Below are 16,893 nucleotides of genomic sequence, written 5' to 3'. Positions count from 1 at the left end.
GCGGGTTCAGCCGCAGCAGCCCCCACCGCAGCAACCGCCACCGCCGCCCCCGCCGCCCTGCGCGGGGGCGGCGGTGCCGCTTCCGCCGACGGCCACGGCCGAGAGCAGCTTCACGGTGTCGTCGTGCCCGGCGGGGCAGGCGGCCGGAGCGGAGGACTCGGCCATCGGCCGGCTGAGCTCGAAGGTGTCACCACAGGTGCGGCAGCGGTATTCGTAACGAGGCATGGGGACAGGTTAGAGGCTGCCCCGCGGAATCGGGCGGCCCGACCGGTGAGCGACCGGTCGGGCGGTGAGTGACCAGCCACCGGTGAGTGCCCGCCCGACCGGTCAGTGACCGGCGCCGCCTCCCCGCTCCTCCCGGATCTGCCCGACGACCCGGGCGGCGGCGGCACGGACGTCCTCCAGCTCGGTCAGGAAGTGCCAGTAGTCGGGATGGCGGCCCTCCAGCGAGGCGACGGCCCGGTCGATGCGCGCGACCGCCTGGTCGAGGGGTGCGGCGTGCCGGGGGTCGGGGGTGGTCCGCCCGTCCATGGCGAGCCGCTGGGCGTCCCGTACGGCGAACCGGGCGCGGTCGACCTCGGCGTTCGGGTCCTTCGCGACGGCCTCCAGCCGGCGCAGCCGGTCACCGGCGGCCGAGACGGCCTCGTCGGTCGAGTCGAGGAGGGCGCGGACGGTGGAGAGCAGCGAGGTCGCGTCGGGCCAGCGCTGCTCGGCCCGCGCCGCCCCGGCCTCGGCGAGCCGCTCCCCGGCCTGCGCAAGGCTCGTCGCGGCCTGCTCGGGCACGTGCTGGAGGTCCTGCCAGCAGGCGGCGGAGAAGCGCCGCCGCAGCTCGGAGAGGACGGGCTCGACGCCCTCGGTGCGGGTGGTCAGCGCCTCGGTGCGGGTACGGAGGGAGACGAGGCGCCGGTCGATCTCGGCGGCGCGCTCGGGCAGCCGCTCGGCCTCGGCCCGTACGGCCTCGGCGTCCCGCAGCACCCGGTCGGCCCGCTGGAGGGTCTCGGGGACGCCGTGCCGGCCCGCGCCCTCGTTGAGCCGGGTCAGCTCGGGACCGAGCCGGGCGAGCCGCAGCGCGAGGTCGTCGGCGCGCAGCCCGCTCTCCCGTACGGCGTCGAGGGCGTCGCTCGCGCCGCGCAGGGCCTGCCGGGCGCGCTCGACGGCGGGCGCGAGCCGGGCCAGCTGGGTCTCGGCGCGTCCGAGGAGCGGGGCGAGCCCCGCCTCGAAGCGGTCGAGCTCGCCCTTGACCCGGTCCAGCTGCTCCTTGGCGCCGGTGAGTTCGGCGCGGGCCCGGGAGGCGGTGGCGGCGTCCAGCTCGTCGCGGTCGAGGTCGTGGGCGTCGACGGCGGTGATGTACACGTGGCTGACCTGGTCGATGCGGCGCCCGAGGGCCTCGAAGCCCTCCACGGCGTCGCGCGCCTCGGGGGAGCCGTCGACGGCGGTGATGGTCTCTATCGAGATGCGCAGCCCGCGCTGGGCGGTGTCGAGCTCGTAGAACGCGGCGGCGGCGGCGTCCTTGGCGGCCTGCGCCTCGGCCCGCTGGCCCTCGCCCCGGCCCCCGAACCAGCGGCGGGTGCCGCCCCCGGCGAAGGCTCCCGGCAGCACCGCCCCCGCCACCAGCGGCAGCAGGAGCGCCAGCCGGAACGCGGAAGGAATCCTGGGCGCCGACGCGCTCCTCGTATCGCTCGCCGCCACGTACCTCTCCCGTGCTGTGTCCGCCGTGCCCGGTCCGGGTCCATTCTCCCACCAGGTAAGGACGCACACACGGGCCGGTCAGTTCGCCGTGCGGACGGTGACGTCGCCGTTCTCGCTGCGCACGCGCATCCCGTTGCCGCTCCCGTCGTTCCGGGGCACGTCGAGACGCACGTCCCCGTTCCCGCTGCTCCCGGCGACGGCGTACTCGGCCCGCGGCACCTCCACCGTGACGCCCCCGTTGTCGGTGGCGACGTCGACGTTCCGGGGTACGACTCCGAGGGCGAGCCGGACGTCCCCGTTGTCGGTCCGTACGGTCAGGTCGGTCGACGTGGTGCCGGCGTCGACGACGACCTGCCCGTTGTCGCTGCCGAGGTCGAGCGCGGCGGAGGCCTTCCGCACCCGTACGTCGCCGTTGTCGGTCCGCACCTTCAGGGGCGTGGCGAGCCCCTCGGCCGTCACGTCCCCGTTGTCGCTCTCGACGGTGACGGCGACCTTCCGGGGGACCTGGACCCGGTGCACGGCCGCGCAGTTCGAGGCGACCGCGTCGCACTCGACCCGCAGCGTCAGCCGCCCGTCGACCAGCTTCCAGTCGGCCTCGGGCCCGGAACCCATGAACACCCACCCGTCGACCTGCCGCTCGACCCGCACCTCGTCGACGTCGGCGGGCGTGATCACCAGCCGCGAGTTGTCGGAGTCGACGGTGAGCGCGCCCCCCTCCAGGGCGAAGCTCCTCTTCTCCACGGGCGCCCCCTCGACGTCGGCGCTCCCGCACCCCCCGACCCCGAGCAGCCCCACGAGAACCCCACAGGAAGCGACCAGCACCCGACCCCGACGACCCACGACCAACCCCCAGAAGAAACACGACGACTCCCCGAAGCTACGCCCCGCACACCCCCGGTCACGATCCGGCGACCCACCGTCCCGGGGGTGGGGCTATCCCCCCGCCCTCTGGGCCGCATCGGTTTGCGGCACCCACCCACGGGCCATGTAGGCTGTTGCCTCTTCCACGGGTGCGTAGCTCAGGGGTAGAGCGCTGCTCTTACAAAGCAGATGTCGGCGGTTCGAAACCGTCCGCGCCCACCAGGGAAAAGGCCCCCAGCCGATCATGGCTGGGGGCCTTTGACATCTACATCTGACATCAACAGGGACGGTCGATCACGGTATCCATCAGGACGGGGTAGATCTGGCTTGAGAGCTCAGAAGAATGGACCGGGACGACTACGGTGGAGAGCCGCCATCACCTGGGGGTGGTTTCTCAGGTCAGAAGCTGCCACTGGTCACGCCAGCCAGCGACATGATCAGGCTTTATGACGGTGTTCTTCGAGTCAGGGTTACGGGGGCGTACGCCGCCGACCTGCTCTAGGAATTGCGTGTGCCGGGTACGTACCTTGGCGCGGAGCTTGTCGCCCTCCGCGATGTAGAACTGGTGACCGTCCGTCCCGACGTGGACGAGGATGACTCGGCCGCAGGTCAGAGCCGTGAACTTGTCGATGTCCGCGATCATCCAGGCGCCCTTGGCCGCCACCATCACCTGTGCATCGTGCCCGCCGACCTCGATGTACGTCTGGGCTCCCTTGAGCTTGGCTGGTATGCCTCGCAAGAGCGCCTCGGCGACCGCGAGATGGCGGCCTGCCTGGTGGGTCTGGGAGTGGGTGCGTGTGGCGGCAACGGACATGGATTCAGCATGCCGTATACCGCCACGAGGGGAGAAGGGTTCAGCTGGGCGGGATCAGTTGGTGGACGGCCCTCTGCGGGGTCCCTCGTCAACCGGCGGCAGAGCTTGGCGTCAGGCCCAAGGGTTCGGTCGTAATGGTTCCCGTCCACCAGCCTGGTTCGTCACTTGACTCCCAGGAGATCGTCAGCGGTCGGCCGGCCAGGTCCTCGGCCTTGCCCTGTGCGGCTGACTGGGCCTCGCCGGGTTCGCTGTCGGCGCTGGGCTGGGCGAGGTAACCGTCGACGATGGCGCCGGAGAAGTACATGGCAAAGCGCCACACGTCAGGCGTGCGGTACAGAACGAACGTCTTCGGTGTCCCGAATCCGTCCTGCCAGTGCTTTCGTCTGCGCGTCATGCCCGCACGGTAGCGGTGGCGCCCACGAGCCGCTCGTGTGTTTCGGCTCGGGTATCGTCCGACCCCTCGATCAGTCGGTAGTGGGGGTGGCATGCACAACGAGCGGTTTGACGAGCGGCTGTCCGACGAGGAGCTGGAGCTGTTCGTCCAGTACCTGCACCGGTTCGCCAACCACGACGTGGATATCTCCGTGAGGATGGAAGCCGGTTACCCCGAGCACCCCGTCTACGTGATGTTCGGCAGGGACTATCCCCCGGTCGGGAACGCTTCGGACTATCGGCGGCCGTTCGCGGACCGGCGCCGGGCGGCATCCGAATCCGACATCAAAGACGGTGGGTGACAGCAGCCCCGCACGGTTCTTCGTGACGTGCGCGAGCCGGGATCGGCCCTCGCCGACCGTGGCCTGTACGAGCCTGCGAAGTGCGTGCTGGTCGGGTGTCACAGGGTCGGGCGTCCCGGCAGAGGCCGACGGATGCTCCTGCTGATCGCCATGAGTTCCGAGCCCGAGTCGCAAGGTACTTTCACCGCATGTCACTGACTCCCGACGGCGAGGTCCGTAGCCGCGACGAACTGGTCTCCTTCGTGCGAGAGCTGCATCAGGACTTTCTCCGCAATGGGCATGAATGGGAGAATCAGACCCTCGGTGGTTTCCTTGAGGCTCTGGCGGCATGGATGCAGGACTCGCCGGGCTGGTACCGGAACTCCGGGAAGGAGCTTCCCGAAGGCGGGGACTGGACCTTCGTGGCCCGAGCGTTGCAGGCCGCCACTGTCTATGAATGAGTCGTCCGCTCCGCATGGTCGGGCTGCGGAGCATTTCCCGAACGACAGCCCGTCTCCGCACCCGGCCGAGCACCATCGGAGTCGATCACCCCGGCACCGTACGACTGCCCGTCCCGGTCCGGGCGCTCAGCCGGGCGTGCGGCTCTTGGTGTACTCGGCCTTGGTGGGGCCCTCGTCCTCCAGCCGGCCTCCGGAGGTCCAGCCGCAGGCCTCGTAGAATGCCACGGCCCTCGTGTTCTCCGGGAAGGTTTCCAGCCGGACGGTCGAGTGCCGGGCGAGGAGGGTCTCCTCCGCGTGCCGCAGTAGGGCGCGGCCCAGTCCCCGGCGGTGGTGGTCCGGGTCGATCATCATCAGGTCGACCGTGGGCCCGTCGAGGACGGAGAAGCCGACGATCCGGTTGTCCTGGGTGAGGCAGTGCACTTCGCCCTGCTCCAGGTGCGTCCTCACGTGCGCGTCCGAGGCGCCGCTGCCGATGAACCGGTCGACCGCCTCGTCGCCCGGGAACCCGCGGTAGCAGGCGTCGATCGTGCGGCGCGCGAGCGCCTGGAGGTCGGCGAGGTCCTCCCAGGTCGCGGGCGAAGGGAGGGGCGGTGCTGTCCGGTCGGCATGGTGCTTCCAGGCTTCGGGAACGGGCGGGGGCCCGACTGTAGTCGTTCGGCCCGGGAAGGTCAGAAGGCCCTGGCGAAGATGCGGGCGCCGTTGTGGAAGGTGAGGGTCAGGCCCTGCTGGGAGGCCGCTTCCGGTTGGGTGGACCAGCGTTCGACGGAGGAGATCTCCGGGGAGGCGGCCTGGGCGAGGGCGGCGGCGAGCCAGGCCTCGGGGGAGTCCGTCTTCCGGGGCGGCTCACCGGCGGGGACCGGGGCGCCCGTGACCGGTTCGTCGAGGAAGCCCTCGTGTTTGGCGCCCTCGGGCAGCTGGCCGGTGAACTGCCACCGGGTCTCGGTCGTGCCCACCGTGACGACCACGCCGAAGGGGTGCTTGGTGTCGCCGGACTCGGCGAGGGTTCGCACGCCGTCGGCGGTCGGGCTGTTCTTCACGATGTCGACGACGAAGTCGCTGAATCGCTGGGGGCGCATACGTGGTCATGTCCCTTCTTGTGGGCTGTCCATCCTAAAGATCGGGTTCGACCGGCATGGGAAAGCCCCGGACCGTGATCGGTCCGGGGCCTTTCGTGTTCGGGAGGGAGCGTCTGCGGTCAGGCCTTGATCACTTCCACCTTCTTGTCGCCCGCCGACGCCACGACCGTCGTCTTGGCCGTCGTCTTGACCGTGCCCCTCTCCCGCTCGCTGGCCGTGGTGGCACCGGTCGCGGCGTGGCCCGCCAGGGCCGCCAGGGCCACCAGCGCGGCGGCGAGGAAACCGAGGGCCGTGGCGGTGGGGGTGCGTGTCATCGGGGCCTCCCTGAAGTGCCCCTGAGGGCAGAAGCGTTGGGTTTTGGGGAACGTACCCCGTGGCGGGGCCCGGAGGGAACGGGGCGGAGTTGACGGACGCGACGGGGCGCGGGTCTACTCCCCGCATGGCTGAGGTGGGGGACGCGCCCGAACAGGGCGCGCAGGGCGGCGAGATGACGCCGCAGCGGTACATCGAGACGCGGGTCGAGCAGTACCAGGGCTGGTACGACGCCAAGGCGACCCGGATGAAGGCGATGCACCTGCGGATGCGGACCGTGTCCGTCGTCGGCGGGGCGTTCGTGCCGGTGTTCGTGAACCTGGACCTGAGCTTCGCCCGGGTCACGGCCACGGTCCTGAGCGTGGTCGTCGTCGCCGCGGTGTCGCTGGAGAGCGTCTACCGGTACCGCGAGCAGTGGAAGAACTACCGCTCGACCGAGCAGCTCCTCGGGCACGAGCGCGTCTACTTCGAGACGAAGGTGGGGCCCTATCGCGGCCTGTCGAAGCGGGAGGCGTTCTCCGTGCTGGTCGCCCGGGTCGAGAAGGCCATCGCCAACGAGAACGCGGCCACCCTGAACGTCATGACGCTCGGCGGGCAGGTCAACTCCGACGTGCGGGCCGGGGTTCCCGCCGCCCGCACCGAGAGCGTGCTCGTGGAGAGCGTCAGGGCCGAGAGCGTTCGGGCCGAGAGCGTGAAGGTGGAGCGGGCCCGGGGCGGGGACGTACCCGGGGAGGGAGAGCCGTAGGCGCGGGCTCCGAGCGGTTCCGGAGCCCGCACCCTCAGGCGCGGTGGCGCCTCAGCACCACTTGTAGTCCACCCGCGTCGAGTTGTACGCGCAGGTGTCGACGCTCGCGCCGTTCGACTTGCGCAGCGTCGCCGTGTCCCGGTCGTTGTTCCAGACGTACGCCCCGCGGTTCTGGTACACGTTCGCGGCGGTGTTCGTGCCGCGGCCCGTACGGACCGTCACGATCTTGCCCTTGCCCAGGGTGAAGTTCCCGAAGGTGTACTTGTGGTTGGCCGCGTCCGTGAGCGTCCAGCCCCGCAGGTTGACCGCCGCGCCGGTCGTGTTGCGTATCTGCACGTACTCGCCGTTGAGGCTGGCGGTGGACCGGTTGTCCGTGCCGGGGCTGTCGTACCAGATCTTGTACAGGTGGACCGAACCGGCGGCCTGGGCCTGCGCGGGCAGCAGGAGGACGCCGGAGGCGGCGGCCGCGGTCAGGGCCGCGAGCGTGCGTGCACGAAGCATGGATGTCCCTCGATTTCTGCCGGACCCCCGACGATGGAGGCCCGGCGCGCACACAGGATACGCACCTCCTTCACCTCCTCTGCACAACTTGCGGGAAAGCGGAGGCAGGAGGGGTACGGCTGTTCTAGGGTCGGCGCATGGTCAGCGACGTCCTGCGGTGCACCGTCCTCGGATCCGCCACCCCCTACCCCCGCCCGGGCAACGCCTGTTCCGGCTTCCTCGTCGAGGGCGGCGGCGCGCGGGTGTGGGTCGACGCCGGGACCGGCACCCTCGCGGAGCTCCAGCGGTACACCGCACTCGGCGACCTCGACGCCGTGTGGCTCTCCCACCTGCACGCCGACCACAGCGCCGATCTCCTCACCGCGTACTACGCGTTGCTGTACGCCGGGCTCGACCTCCCCCTGCCCCTCCCGCTCCTCGGCCCGCCCGGCACCGCCGACCGCCTCGCCGGCTTCCTCACCAACGGGCCCGTCCGCAGCCCCGTCGAGAAGGCCTTCGCCGTCGAGGAGCTGTACGACGGGCACGTCGCCCGGATCGGCGGGCTCACCCTCCGCTCCCGGGCCGTCGAGCACGGCGGCCCGCCCGCCTTCGCCCTGCGCGTCGAGGACGGTCGGGGGCGCTCGCTCGTCTACTCCGGGGACTGCGAGCCCTGCCCCGCCCTCGTCGAACTCGCCCGCGACTGCGACCTGTTCCTCTGCGAGGCCGACGGCGAGGGACCGGGGCACCACGCGGCCGCGCAGGCCGGGCGGAGCGCCGCCGATGCCCGGGCCCGCCGCCTCGTCCTCACCCACGTCGGACCGGGTACGGAGCCGGGCGAGGCCGTCGCCCGCGCCGCCGCCGCGTACCCCGGGGAGATCGCCCACGCCGACCCCGGGCTGCGGTTCGTCCCCGGCGCGGACCGGGACGCCTGGATCGAGGCGCCCGCGCGGCCGGGCGCGTGACGCGGGCCGCCCGCCGGACAGGCCCTAGGCGCCGAAGTCGTACTCCAGGACGTACGAGGACGAGTCCAGCGTCATCTCGTTCAGCTCCACCGCCACCCCCGCCTCCGTGAAGGCCGTACGGTCGATCAGGACCACCGGCGTCCCGAGCTCCAGGGCCAGCCGCTCCGACTCGTCCGCCGTCGGCATCCGGCAGCGGATCTCCTCCCGGAAGCGCACCGGCCGCCGGCCCAGCTCCGCCAGGCGCGCGTACGTGCCGCCCGGCCCCGTGTCCCGTTCGGCGATCGGCGTCCCGCGCACCAGCTCGGCGGAGAGGTACGAGACGGAGAGCAGCACCGGCCGGTCGTCCAGGACGAACCGGCGGCTCCGGACGCAGACGGGCGCGCCCGGCGGCAGGTTCAGCGCCTCCGCGACCCGGGCGCCGGCCTCCGCCTCGCCCACCTCGATCCGGTCGACCACCAGGTCCCGGTCCTCCACGTCCGCCGACCAGACCGAGCGGCCGGCGCCCCAGTGGTCGCCCGCCAGGCGCGGGATGCCCCGGCGGCGCAGCGGACGGAAGACGCGGACGAAGACCCCGGCGCCCTTGCGCGCCTCCGCGAGCCCCTCGGACCGCAGGACCGAGAGGGCCTGCCGGGCCGTCATCCGGGCCACCTCGTAGGTCGTCATGAGGTCGTTCTCGCCGGGGAGCCGGTCGCCCGGCGCGAAGGCGCCCGAACGGATCGCGGCCCTCAACTCGTCCGCGATCCGCTGGTACTTGGGCCGTCGAGCGCTGTCCTGGTCAGTCACGGGTGGACCACTCCCTTCATCTGCGGGACACCCTACGGCGCACCCCTCGACGCGGAAGCACACGTGTACGCCGTCCCGACCGGTCGATCCATCCATCGGGGGACATCTCTAGAGATACGTTGACAGGGGCGGGTCGCCGCGCTTCCCTGAGTGTCCCCATGCTTCAGGTTCCGGGACGGAGGGGACGCGTGCAGCCACTGCCCGAGGTCGGTGACCTCGTCCGTGACACCGCCACCGGGCGGGTCGGTTTCTATGTGGGCGGCGTCTCCGGGCGCTTCCGCATCCGCGCCGTCCACGGCGGCACCGAGTGGGACGCCGAGCCCGTCGACATCCAGCTCGCCACGCCCCTGCACGAGCTGCGGGCCCGTACGGCCGAGATCAACGCACGGAGCAGACGCGGGCTCGGCGGCGTCGGAACGTAGGGGCGTAGGGGCGCGCGGCGAGGGCCCGGGGCCGGCGCGGTTGTCAGTGGGGCGCGCCACACTGGAGGCATGTGCCGCAGCATCAAGACGCTCCGCCCGCCCGTGCTCCCCGAGGAGGCGACCGAGGACGACATCCGGGCCGCCGCCCTCCAGTACGTCCGCAAGATCTCCGGCTTCCGCGCCCCCGCCGCCCACAACCGCGAGGTCTTCGAGCGGGCCGTGGACGAGATCGCCGGGGCCACCGCGAGACTCCTCGACGGCCTGGAGGTGCGCGGGGCGCACCCGCGCGGGACGCATCCGGGCGGGGACCACCCGCGCACCGCGTCCGCGTCCGCGCCCGTGGTCAGGAAGCGGGCGCCGGAGCCGCGGCCGGACGCCGGATGAGGTACGCGGCGAGGCCGCCCGCCAGGAAGAGCGCGAGGGCCGACACCCCCGCGCTGAACCAGGTCGCGCCCAGCCACTGACCGCCCAGCCAGCCGAGCCCCACGCTGTACGACGCCCAGACGACGCCCGCGAGTGCCGACCACGGCAGGAACTCCTTGCTCCGCCGCTTCGCCGCGCCCGCGCCCAGCGAGACCACCGAGCGGCCCGCCGGGGCGAAGCGCGCGAGGACCACGAGCAGTCCGCCGCCCCGGGCGAGCGCGGTGCCGAGACGTTCCTGCGCCACCGTGAGGCGCCGTGAGCGCGCTATCGCCCGGTCCAGCCTGGCCCCGCCCCGGCGCGCCAGGCGGTACGCGAGGAAGTCGCCGAGCACCGAGGCCGTGGCCGCGCAGAGGAGCAGGGGGAGGAGCGACGGCACGTCCGGGGAGGACGCGGTGGCCGTCGCGGCGGTCGCCGCCGTGGCCGCGGTGATCACCAGGAAACCGCTCGGCAGCACGGGCAGGAAGACGTCGAGCAGGATCGACGTCGCCACCACCGGGTAGATCCATGGACCGGCGGTGAGCGACCGCAGCGAGCCCAGGCTGTCGAGCAGATTCACAGGGCCAGAGCCTACGCGGGATCGGGGTCCCGCCGCCGGGTGGGTGCCCGGCCCGGCCCCGGCGCCCGGAGGGGCCGTCCGGCGCCGGTGTTCGGACGTGCGGGAACGTGCGGGAACCTGAAGGGAACCGTCCGGTACGGGGGTCGGCACCGGACGCGCGCCCTGTGCGGGAAAGGCCGGAATCCGTGCTGTGGAAACCGGTCCTTTCCGGTAGGACACCGAGACTTGTGGAGTCTCCCGATCCTGTACGTCTCTTCGGCCGGGGGCTCAGGCCGTGACCGGCGTGGCCTGCTCCTCGCGCTCCTCGGTCTTCTTCTCCCGCGCCGTCACGGCCGCGCCGTTCCGGGCCCCGGCTCCGAAGAGCCGGTCCAGGGCCAGCGCGCCCGGGCCGGTGAAGACGAGCAGCAGGAAGACCCAGCAGAACAGGGCCGAGGGCTCGCCGCCGTTCTGCAGCGGGAAGAGGGCCTCCGGCTGGTGGACCTTGAAGTACGCGTACGCCATCGAGCCCGAGGCGAGGAAGGCGGCGCTGCGGGTGCCGAGGCCGAGCAGGACCAGACCGCCCGCGACGAGCTGGATCACCGCCGCGTACCAGCCGGGCCAGGTGCCCGTCTCGACCGTGCCGCCGCCGTGGGCCCCGCCGAGGACGCCGAAGAGCGAGGCGGCGCCGTGGCAGGCGAAGAGCAGGCCGACGACTATCCGGAAGAGACCGAGCGCGTACGGCTGGGCCTGGTTCAGACGGGCCACGAGGCCGGCCGTCCCCTCGGTGCCGGTGCCGGTGCCGGTGCTCGTGGCGGCCGTCTCTCCGGTCTTGGCTGGGTTGCCGGGATTGCTGGTGGTGCTCATGGGGTGGACTCCTTCGGTCTGGCCTCGTCCGTCGGCGGACGAGGTGGGGGACGGAACCGATGAGACCGTAGGTTAGGGTTGCCTCACTAGTACTTGCAAGTTCAACATCGGACCACCGGGAAGTGTGCGGACGTGTTCACTTCCCGGCAATCCCGCCGTGACGTTTCTTCAAGTGGGGCGGTGTCAGCAGCCGTTGAGGGCGGACTGCAGGGCGCTCTTCTCGGCGGAGTCGACGCTGAGGTTCCAGTGGTACTTCACGTGCACCCAGGCCCTGACGTACGTGCAGCGGTAGGCCGTCCGCGAGGGCATCCACTTCGCCGGGTCGAGGTCGCCCTTGGCCTGGTTGACGTTGTCCGTGACGGCTATGAGCTGCGGCCGGGTCAGGTCGTTGGCGAAGGACTGGCGCTGGGCGGTGGTCCAGGAGTTGGCGCCGGAGCGCCAGGCCTCGGCGAGCGGGACCATGTGGTCGATGTCGACGTCCGAGGCGGCGGTCCAGGTGGCGCCGTCGTACTCGGAGTACCAGCTGCCGCTGGTGGCGGCACAGCTGGAGTTCGTGACGACGTTCTTGCCGTCCCGCTTGAGCACGGTCTCGCGCGTGTTGCAGGCGCCGGACTGGGTGATCCAGTGCGGGAAGAGGTCCCGGCTGTAACCCGAGGTGGAACCTTCCGCCTTCACCGTGAGGGCGGCCAGGTAGGTGCGCGCGGTCGCGGCGCTGACCGGGGTGGGCATGGCGGCCTGGGCGGCGGGCGCGGTGGCGAGGAGGCCGGTGACGGTGAGGGCGGCCGAGGTGGCGAGCACGGCGAGTCGACGCGCGTAGACGTTGCGGACGGTCATGTGAACTCCCTTGACGTGGGGGGCCTTGGCGGCCGTCCCCGTGGGACGCCGGGCGGCGGCCCGGTCATCGTGGCGGCGCCAGGTTTCCGTACGGGGTGCGCCAGGTAACAGGGTGACGACATGAGCACGTCACATCAAGGGGTGTGCGCGTACTGACGGAGCGCCAGATTCCGCTCGGCGGTCGGGGGTTGGGGGGCGGAGCGCCCGGGGGGTACGGGGCGCTGCGTGCGCGGGGGAGACGGGAGGGGGCGGTTCGGGGGTCGTGTCCCGGAGCCCGCGCGGCGGGGGCGGGCTCTGAGCCTGCGATTCAGGGCGTCCGCGCTGTGGGGCTGTGGGGCTGTGCGTCAGGGTGCCTGTGCTGCGGGGGCCGCGCTCCGGGTCTGCGCTTCAAGGTGCCCGCGCCCGGGACCCGTACTTCAGGGCGTCCGCGCTGGAAGCTGTGCTTCGGGGCGCCCGCGCTCCGGGTCCGCCCCCCGAAGCGCCCGCGCTCCGGACCCGTACGCCTCGGGGTGTCCGTTCCCCGGGGCCGTACTTCGGTGCGCCCGCGCTTCGGCCCCGCGTCTCAGGGTGTCCGCGCTTCGGACTCGTACCTCAGGGTGTCCGCGCTCCGCCCCCGTATCCCCGCCCCGCCCCGCTCCCGAACGCGCTCGCGCGCGGCCGGAGTGTCGTCCGGCCGCGCGCGAGCGGGGCTGTGGGGGAGGGGGTTACGGCACGGTCGTCAGGGTGATCGTGCCGTTCGGTGCCGCCTCGATCCGCAGGTGGGTGAGGTCGGGCACGTACGCGTCCGGCGCGAAGGCCGCCGCGCGCGGGCCCACGCCCACGACGCGCATCCCGGCCGCGCGGCCCGCCTGGATGCCGGCCTCGGAGTCCTCGAAGACCACGCAGTCCGCCGGGGAGAACCCCAGCGCGGCCGCGCCCTTCAGGAAGCCCTCCGGATCCGGCTTGCTCGCCCCGACGCTCTCCGCCGTGACCCGGGCCTCCGGCACGCGCAGCGCGGCCGCCCCCATGCGCGCCTGGGCGAGGGCCTCGTCCGCCGAGGTCACCAGGGCGTGCGGCAGGTCCGCGATCGCGGCCATGAAGGCGGGGGCGCCGGAGACGGGCACGACCCCGTCGAGGTCGGCGGTCTCCTCGGCGAGCATGACCCGGTTGTCGGCGTGGTTCTGCTCCATCGGGCGGTCCGGGAGGAGCACGGCCATCGTCGCGTACCCCTGGCGGCCGTGGACCACCTGGATCACGGCGTCCCCGTCGAGACCCTGCCGCTCGGCCCAGCGGCGCCAGCAGCGTTCGACGACGGCGTCCGAGTTGACGAGGGTGCCGTCCATGTCGAGGAGGAGGGCGCGGGCGGTGAGCGTTGCCGGGGTGGTGGCAGGCATCGGGTCTCCAGAAGGGGTGGTGCGGAGAACAAGGCGGACCCGCCCACCGGTCAGGGAGTGCGGGCGGGGCCACTTTGTTTTTCCACGATACAAAACCGGGGGCGGTCTTGGCCAACCGGCCCGCTCCCAGTCCGCATCCTGGGACCGCCGCCGCCCGGCTTTCTCTGGGACCGCCGCCCGGGCTTTCCCTTCCGCTCGGTTCAGTGCCCCGGCTGCTCCCGCTCCAGCACCGCGCGCGTGCTCGGCCCGTACACGCCCAGCGGATCGCCCTGGATCGAACGCCAGCGCTGGAACTCCTCCACGGCCTCCCGGACCCTGTTGCCGTAGTGGCCGTCGACGGGGCCGAAGTAGACCCAGGCGGCCCGCAGCCGCCGCTGGAGGTCCTCCACCTCGGGCCCCCGGTCGCCGTGGCTGAGGGTGGCGACCTCCTGCTCGGGCTCCTCCGTCTCCTCCGGGGCCAGTGGGGGCGCCGCGCTCGTCGCCGACGGCGCGGTCGTCGGCGACGCCGAGGCCGTGACGGAGGGCGGGGCGGCCGGACCGGTCGACGCGCCGGGGCTCGCGGTGGTCCCGGAGGCCGAGGCGGAGGGACTGGCCGTGGCGGACGGGGGCGCCGAGGGCGACGCGGACGTCCGGTGCGGGGTCGGGGACGACGACGTCGGCTCCGGGCTCCCGGAAGAAGAGGGGGACGGCTCCTCGGAGACGGACAGGTTCAGGGACGCGCTGGTCGTCACCTCGGGCACGGCCGCCCGGTCGTCCGTCCCGCTCCCGCCGCCGAGGGCGGCCGCCGCCAGGGCCGCCGTGCCCGCCACGGCGACGGCGGCCACCACCGCGATCGCCGCGCCGCGCCTGCGGCCCCGCGACCGGCCCCCACCGGGCGGGGGCGGCACCTCGCCGGCCCCGCGCAGCAGCAGCGGCATCGTCTCGGAGGGGTCGCCTTCGGCGCCGGACCCGTACGGGTGGCCTCCCGAGTGGCCTCCGGGGTGCTCCTCCGGGCGGACCGCCGCCAGCCGGGCGGTCGGCGGATCAGCGTCGGCGCCCCCCGCGCCGTACGCCCCCGCCTCCGAGCCGTGAGCCCCCGCTCCCGAGCCGTAAGCCCCCGTCCCTGCGCCGTACGCCCCCGCCCCCGCCCCCGCGCCGTAAGTTCCCGCCCCCGTGCCCTCCGGCACCTCCGCGTCCTCCGGCGCGTCCAGCGTCACGTACGGCCGGATCCGCAGCGGGTCGAAGTCCTCGGCCGCCGCCAGTTCCGCCCGGGCGCAGGCGCAGCCAGGTCTGTGTACACCGCATTCAGGACAGACGTGTCCGGTCATGATGGGTCCCCTCCCCGATACAACTGCGAGCGATTATGCAGCCCACCCCCTCCCGGCGGGGGAACAGGCGTGCCCTTCCGCAGGCCATAACCGGACATTCGGATCAGGATGGAGAAGCCGTCCCAGGAGAAGAGCCGCCCGACAGGCCCCCGACCCGCCGAGGAGACGCCCATGGCCCAGGACCTCCGCCCGTCCCCGCCCGGCGGCGCCCCCGCGCCCGGGGACGGGCAGCGCCACAGCACCGTCCTCGTCGCGATCGGCGCGCTGCTGCTCGGGATGCTGCTCGCCGCGCTCGACCAGACCATCGTCTCCACCGCCCTGCCGACCATCGTCAGCGAGCTCGGCGGCATGGAGCACCTCTCCTGGGTGGTCACCGCCTACATGCTGGCGTCCACCGCCGCCACCCCCCTCTGGGGCAAGCTCGGCGACCAGTACGGGCGCAAGAAGCTCTTCCAGTCGGCCATCGTCATCTTCCTCATCGGCTCCGCCCTCTGCGGCATCGCCCAGAACATGCCGCAGCTCATCGCCTTCCGCGCGGTCCAGGGCCTCGGCGGCGGCGGGCTCATGGTCCTGTCCATGGCGATCGTCGGCGACCTCGTCCCGCCCCGGGAGCGCGGCAAGTACCAGGGCCTCTTCGGCGCCGTCTTCGGCGCCACCAGCGTCCTCGGCCCCCTCCTCGGCGGCCTCTTCACCGAGCACCTCTCCTGGCGCTGGGTCTTCTACATCAACCTGCCGATCGGGATCGTCGCCCTCTTCGTGATCGCCGCCGTGCTCCACATCCCGGTCCGCTCCACGCGGCACACCATCGACTACCTCGGCACCTTCCTCATCGCCTCGGTCGCCACCTGCCTGGTCCTCGTCGCCTCCCTCGGCGGCACCACCTGGGCCTGGGGCTCGCCGCAGATCATCGGCCTCGCCGTCCTCGGAGCCGTACTCCTCGTCTGGTTCGTGCGGGTGGAGCGGCGGGCGGCCGAGCCCGTGCTGCCGCTCAAGCTCTTCCGGATCCGGACCTTCACCCTCGTCTCGGTCATCAGCTTCGTCGTCGGCTTCGCGATGTTCGGCGCGATGACCTACCTGCCGACCTTCCTCCAGGTGGTGCAGGGCGTCACCCCGACCATGTCCGGCGTCCACATGCTGCCCATGGTCCTCGGCCTGCTGCTCACCTCGACCGCCTCCGGCCAGGTCGTCAGCCGCACCGGCCGCTGGAAGGTCTTCCCCATCGCCGGAACGGCCCTCACCGCCATCGGCCTGCTCCTCCTCCACCGGCTCACGGAGACCAGCTCCACCTGGGAGATGAGCGCGTACTTCTTCGTCTTCGGCGCCGGACTCGGCCTGGTCATGCAGGTCCTCGTCCTGGTCGTGCAGAACGCCGTCTCCTACGAGGACCTCGGCGTCGCCACCTCCGGAGCCACCTTCTTCCGCTCCATCGGCGCGTCCTTCGGCGTCGCCGTCTTCGGCACGATCTTCACCAACCGGCTCACCTCCAAACTGGAGGACGTCTTCGCCGCCGCCGGACCCCTCCCGCCCGGCACCGGGCCCGACCGGGTCGCCGCCGACCCGCGCGCCGTCGCCCAGCTCCCGCCCGAACTGCGCCCCTCCGTGCTCCACGCGTACGCCACGTCCATCACCGACGTCTTCCTGTACGCGTCGCCCGTCGTCCTCGTCGCCTTCGTCGTCGCCTGGTTCCTCAAGGAGGACCGGCTCCGCACCTCGGTCACCGCGCCCGACACCACGCAGACCCTGGCCTCCAACCCGGTCGAGCGCTCCTCGTACGACGAGTGCGCCCGCGCGCTGTCCGTCCTCGGCTCCCGCGAGGGCCGCAAGGCTGTCTACGTGAAGATCACCGAGCGCGCCGGGCTCGACCTGCTGCCCGCCGCGAGCTGGCTGCTGCTCCGCATCCGCCGGCACGGCACCGTCGAGCCCGCCCGGCTCGCCGAGACCACCCCCGTACCCCTGCGGGCGATCACCGAGGCCTCCCGCCAGGTGGAGGAACGGCACCTGGTCACCCGCGAGGGCCTCCAGCTGATCCTCACCGAGGAGGGCGTACGGGTCTCCACCCGGCTCGCCAAGGCGCGGGAGGACTCGCTCGCCGAACTCCTCGGCGACTGGTGGGGACCCGAACGGCCCACCGACCTGGTGAAACTCGTGGAGGAACTGACGGCCGAACTCAGCGGCTCGGACGCGGAACGCCCCCGGACGTCGGAACCGCCCCGCGACCACCACGCGTGAACGCGTGACG

22 protein-coding genes and 1 tRNA gene are annotated in these 16,893 nt (G+C 72.7%); 8 read left to right on the top strand and 15 right to left on the bottom strand.

Annotated elements, in window-relative coordinates:
• Nucleotides 1-6: 6 nt before the first annotated feature.
• The 3 genes from ACIQD7_RS14110 to ACIQD7_RS14100 all read right to left on the bottom strand — a co-directional run bounded on the left by ACIQD7_RS14110 (nt 7) and on the right by ACIQD7_RS14100 (nt 2,430).
• Nucleotides 7-225 (bottom strand): zinc ribbon domain-containing protein, encoded by a 219-nt coding sequence (locus tag ACIQD7_RS14110; protein WP_121831125.1) that lies wholly within the window; start codon nt 223-225, stop codon nt 7-9.
• A 102-nt stretch (nt 226-327) separates the two neighbouring features.
• Nucleotides 328-1,689 (bottom strand): hypothetical protein, encoded by a 1,362-nt coding sequence (locus ACIQD7_RS14105; RefSeq protein ID WP_402441766.1) that lies wholly within the window; start codon nt 1,687-1,689, stop codon nt 328-330.
• Nucleotides 1,690-1,767: 78 nt separating this feature from the next.
• On the bottom strand, nt 1,768-2,430 hold the full coding sequence (locus tag ACIQD7_RS14100) for a DUF4097 family beta strand repeat-containing protein (RefSeq protein ID WP_402441765.1): 663 nt from the start codon (nt 2,428-2,430) through the stop codon (nt 1,768-1,770).
• A gap of 267 nt (nt 2,431-2,697) precedes the next feature.
• On the opposite strand from ACIQD7_RS14100, the gene ACIQD7_RS14095 reads away from it, so the two are divergent.
• Nucleotides 2,698-2,772: transfer RNA gene (locus ACIQD7_RS14095), tRNA-Val, on the top strand.
• Nucleotides 2,773-2,944: 172 nt separating this feature from the next.
• Here ACIQD7_RS14095 and ACIQD7_RS14090 read toward each other — a convergent pair.
• Together ACIQD7_RS14090 and ACIQD7_RS14085 are read right to left on the bottom strand one after the other, a co-directional pair.
• Nucleotides 2,945-3,364, bottom strand: a complete 420-nt coding sequence (locus tag ACIQD7_RS14090; RefSeq protein WP_402441764.1) for a hypothetical protein — start codon at nt 3,362-3,364, stop codon at nt 2,945-2,947.
• Nucleotides 3,365-3,452: 88 nt separating this feature from the next.
• A complete protein-coding gene (locus ACIQD7_RS14085; protein WP_402441763.1) occupies nt 3,453-3,758 on the bottom strand; it encodes a hypothetical protein in 306 nt (101 codons plus the stop codon).
• A gap of 91 nt (nt 3,759-3,849) precedes the next feature.
• Between ACIQD7_RS14085 and ACIQD7_RS14080 the strand changes: the two genes are divergently transcribed.
• Both ACIQD7_RS14080 and ACIQD7_RS14075 read left to right on the top strand, forming a co-directional pair.
• A complete protein-coding gene (locus ACIQD7_RS14080; protein WP_402441762.1) occupies nt 3,850-4,098 on the top strand; it encodes a hypothetical protein in 249 nt (82 codons plus the stop codon).
• Between the two features lie 188 nt (nt 4,099-4,286).
• Nucleotides 4,287-4,538: a hypothetical protein gene (locus ACIQD7_RS14075; RefSeq protein ID WP_402441761.1), complete on the top strand. Its 252-nt coding sequence runs from the start codon at nt 4,287-4,289 to the stop codon at nt 4,536-4,538.
• A gap of 126 nt (nt 4,539-4,664) precedes the next feature.
• On the opposite strand, the gene ACIQD7_RS14070 is transcribed toward ACIQD7_RS14075, so the two are convergent.
• The 3 genes from ACIQD7_RS14070 to ACIQD7_RS14060 all read right to left on the bottom strand — a co-directional run bounded on the left by ACIQD7_RS14070 (nt 4,665) and on the right by ACIQD7_RS14060 (nt 5,928).
• The gene (locus ACIQD7_RS14070) at nt 4,665-5,063 is read right to left on the bottom strand and encodes a GNAT family N-acetyltransferase (protein ID WP_402442345.1); all 399 of its coding nucleotides are present in this window, start codon (nt 5,061-5,063) and stop codon (nt 4,665-4,667) included.
• 143 nt (nt 5,064-5,206) lie between these two features.
• Nucleotides 5,207-5,614 carry a hypothetical protein gene (locus ACIQD7_RS14065; RefSeq protein ID WP_402441760.1) on the bottom strand — a complete coding sequence of 136 codons (408 nt, stop codon included), beginning with the start codon at nt 5,612-5,614 and terminating at the stop codon, nt 5,207-5,209.
• Nucleotides 5,615-5,733: 119 nt separating this feature from the next.
• Nucleotides 5,734-5,928, bottom strand: a complete 195-nt coding sequence (locus tag ACIQD7_RS14060; RefSeq protein WP_402441759.1) for a hypothetical protein — start codon at nt 5,926-5,928, stop codon at nt 5,734-5,736.
• 125 nt (nt 5,929-6,053) lie between these two features.
• On the opposite strand from ACIQD7_RS14060, the gene ACIQD7_RS14055 reads away from it, so the two are divergent.
• Nucleotides 6,054-6,671, top strand: coding sequence for a DUF4231 domain-containing protein (locus ACIQD7_RS14055; protein ID WP_402441758.1), 618 nt, complete (start codon nt 6,054-6,056; stop codon nt 6,669-6,671).
• Between the two features lie 51 nt (nt 6,672-6,722).
• Here ACIQD7_RS14055 and ACIQD7_RS14050 read toward each other — a convergent pair whose 3' ends face one another.
• Entirely contained in the window at nt 6,723-7,172 is a 450-nt protein-coding gene (locus ACIQD7_RS14050) for a lamin tail domain-containing protein (protein WP_402441757.1), read from the bottom strand.
• 137 nt (nt 7,173-7,309) lie between these two features.
• On the opposite strand from ACIQD7_RS14050, the gene ACIQD7_RS14045 reads away from it, so the two are divergent.
• On the top strand, nt 7,310-8,113 hold the full coding sequence (locus ACIQD7_RS14045; RefSeq protein ID WP_402441756.1) for an MBL fold metallo-hydrolase: 804 nt from the start codon (nt 7,310-7,312) through the stop codon (nt 8,111-8,113).
• Nucleotides 8,114-8,137: 24 nt separating this feature from the next.
• On the opposite strand, the gene ACIQD7_RS14040 is transcribed toward ACIQD7_RS14045, so the two are convergent.
• Entirely contained in the window at nt 8,138-8,896 is a 759-nt protein-coding gene (locus ACIQD7_RS14040; protein ID WP_161371922.1) for a GntR family transcriptional regulator, read from the bottom strand.
• 188 nt (nt 8,897-9,084) lie between these two features.
• Between ACIQD7_RS14040 and ACIQD7_RS14035 the strand changes: the two genes are divergently transcribed.
• Together ACIQD7_RS14035 and ACIQD7_RS14030 are read left to right on the top strand one after the other, a co-directional pair.
• Nucleotides 9,085-9,318, top strand: coding sequence for a hypothetical protein (locus ACIQD7_RS14035; protein WP_402441755.1), 234 nt, complete (start codon nt 9,085-9,087; stop codon nt 9,316-9,318).
• A 69-nt stretch (nt 9,319-9,387) separates the two neighbouring features.
• Nucleotides 9,388-9,702 (top strand): DUF2277 domain-containing protein, encoded by a 315-nt coding sequence (locus ACIQD7_RS14030; RefSeq protein WP_402441754.1) that lies wholly within the window; start codon nt 9,388-9,390, stop codon nt 9,700-9,702.
• Here ACIQD7_RS14030 and ACIQD7_RS14025 read toward each other — a convergent pair.
• From ACIQD7_RS14025 to ACIQD7_RS14005, 5 genes are all read right to left on the bottom strand, one after another.
• Nucleotides 9,662-10,291, bottom strand: coding sequence for a DedA family protein (locus ACIQD7_RS14025; protein ID WP_402442343.1), 630 nt, complete (start codon nt 10,289-10,291; stop codon nt 9,662-9,664). The genes ACIQD7_RS14030 and ACIQD7_RS14025 overlap by 41 nt on opposite strands.
• A 273-nt stretch (nt 10,292-10,564) precedes the next feature.
• Complete coding sequence (locus ACIQD7_RS14020; RefSeq protein ID WP_402441753.1) at nt 10,565-11,140, bottom strand: DoxX family protein; 576 nt, start codon at nt 11,138-11,140, stop codon at nt 10,565-10,567.
• Nucleotides 11,141-11,323: 183 nt separating this feature from the next.
• Complete coding sequence (locus tag ACIQD7_RS14015) at nt 11,324-11,974, bottom strand: HNH endonuclease family protein (protein ID WP_351972643.1); 651 nt, start codon at nt 11,972-11,974, stop codon at nt 11,324-11,326.
• Nucleotides 11,975-12,678: 704 nt separating this feature from the next.
• Entirely contained in the window at nt 12,679-13,347 is a 669-nt protein-coding gene (locus tag ACIQD7_RS14010) for an HAD-IA family hydrolase (protein ID WP_402441752.1), read from the bottom strand.
• Between the two features lie 200 nt (nt 13,348-13,547).
• Complete coding sequence (locus ACIQD7_RS14005) at nt 13,548-14,264, bottom strand: peptidoglycan-binding protein (protein ID WP_402441751.1); 717 nt, start codon at nt 14,262-14,264, stop codon at nt 13,548-13,550.
• Between the two features lie 561 nt (nt 14,265-14,825).
• Between ACIQD7_RS14005 and ACIQD7_RS14000 the strand changes: the two genes are divergently transcribed.
• Nucleotides 14,826-16,883 (top strand): DHA2 family efflux MFS transporter permease subunit, encoded by a 2,058-nt coding sequence (locus tag ACIQD7_RS14000; RefSeq protein WP_402441750.1) that lies wholly within the window; start codon nt 14,826-14,828, stop codon nt 16,881-16,883.
• The last annotated feature ends 10 nt before the right edge of the window (nt 16,884-16,893 follow it).

The organism is Streptomyces sp. NPDC093071 (assembly GCF_044754545.1).
Lineage (GTDB): Bacteria > Actinomycetota > Actinomycetes > Streptomycetales > Streptomycetaceae > Streptomyces.
The sequence above is the reverse complement of the archived record's forward strand: the minus strand, read 5'-3'. Positions and strand labels throughout refer to the sequence as shown.

Excerpts from the sequence above, each read along its gene's own strand:
- ACIQD7_RS14110 (WP_121831125.1), bottom strand. The coding sequence starts at position 225 with ATGCCTCGTTACGAATACCGCTGCCGCACCTGTGGTGACACCTTCGAG.
- ACIQD7_RS14090 (WP_402441764.1), bottom strand. The coding sequence starts at position 3,364 with ATGTCCGTTGCCGCCACACGCACCCACTCCCAGACCCACCAGGCAGGC.
- ACIQD7_RS14085 (WP_402441763.1), bottom strand. The coding sequence starts at position 3,758 with ATGACGCGCAGACGAAAGCACTGGCAGGACGGATTCGGGACACCGAAG.
- ACIQD7_RS14080 (WP_402441762.1), top strand. The coding sequence starts at position 3,850 with ATGCACAACGAGCGGTTTGACGAGCGGCTGTCCGACGAGGAGCTGGAG.
- ACIQD7_RS14075 (WP_402441761.1), top strand. The coding sequence starts at position 4,287 with ATGTCACTGACTCCCGACGGCGAGGTCCGTAGCCGCGACGAACTGGTC.
- ACIQD7_RS14065 (WP_402441760.1), bottom strand. The coding sequence starts at position 5,614 with ATGCGCCCCCAGCGATTCAGCGACTTCGTCGTCGACATCGTGAAGAAC.
- ACIQD7_RS14060 (WP_402441759.1), bottom strand. The coding sequence starts at position 5,928 with ATGACACGCACCCCCACCGCCACGGCCCTCGGTTTCCTCGCCGCCGCG.
- ACIQD7_RS14055 (WP_402441758.1), top strand. The coding sequence starts at position 6,054 with ATGGCTGAGGTGGGGGACGCGCCCGAACAGGGCGCGCAGGGCGGCGAG.
- ACIQD7_RS14050 (WP_402441757.1), bottom strand. The coding sequence starts at position 7,172 with ATGCTTCGTGCACGCACGCTCGCGGCCCTGACCGCGGCCGCCGCCTCC.
- ACIQD7_RS14045 (WP_402441756.1), top strand. The coding sequence starts at position 7,310 with ATGGTCAGCGACGTCCTGCGGTGCACCGTCCTCGGATCCGCCACCCCC.
- ACIQD7_RS14030 (WP_402441754.1), top strand. The coding sequence starts at position 9,388 with ATGTGCCGCAGCATCAAGACGCTCCGCCCGCCCGTGCTCCCCGAGGAG.
- ACIQD7_RS14020 (WP_402441753.1), bottom strand. The coding sequence starts at position 11,140 with ATGAGCACCACCAGCAATCCCGGCAACCCAGCCAAGACCGGAGAGACG.
- ACIQD7_RS14015 (WP_351972643.1), bottom strand. The coding sequence starts at position 11,974 with ATGACCGTCCGCAACGTCTACGCGCGTCGACTCGCCGTGCTCGCCACC.
- ACIQD7_RS14010 (WP_402441752.1), bottom strand. The coding sequence starts at position 13,347 with ATGCCTGCCACCACCCCGGCAACGCTCACCGCCCGCGCCCTCCTCCTC.
- ACIQD7_RS14005 (WP_402441751.1), bottom strand. The coding sequence starts at position 14,264 with ATGCCGCTGCTGCTGCGCGGGGCCGGCGAGGTGCCGCCCCCGCCCGGT.
- ACIQD7_RS14000 (WP_402441750.1), top strand. The coding sequence starts at position 14,826 with ATGGCCCAGGACCTCCGCCCGTCCCCGCCCGGCGGCGCCCCCGCGCCC.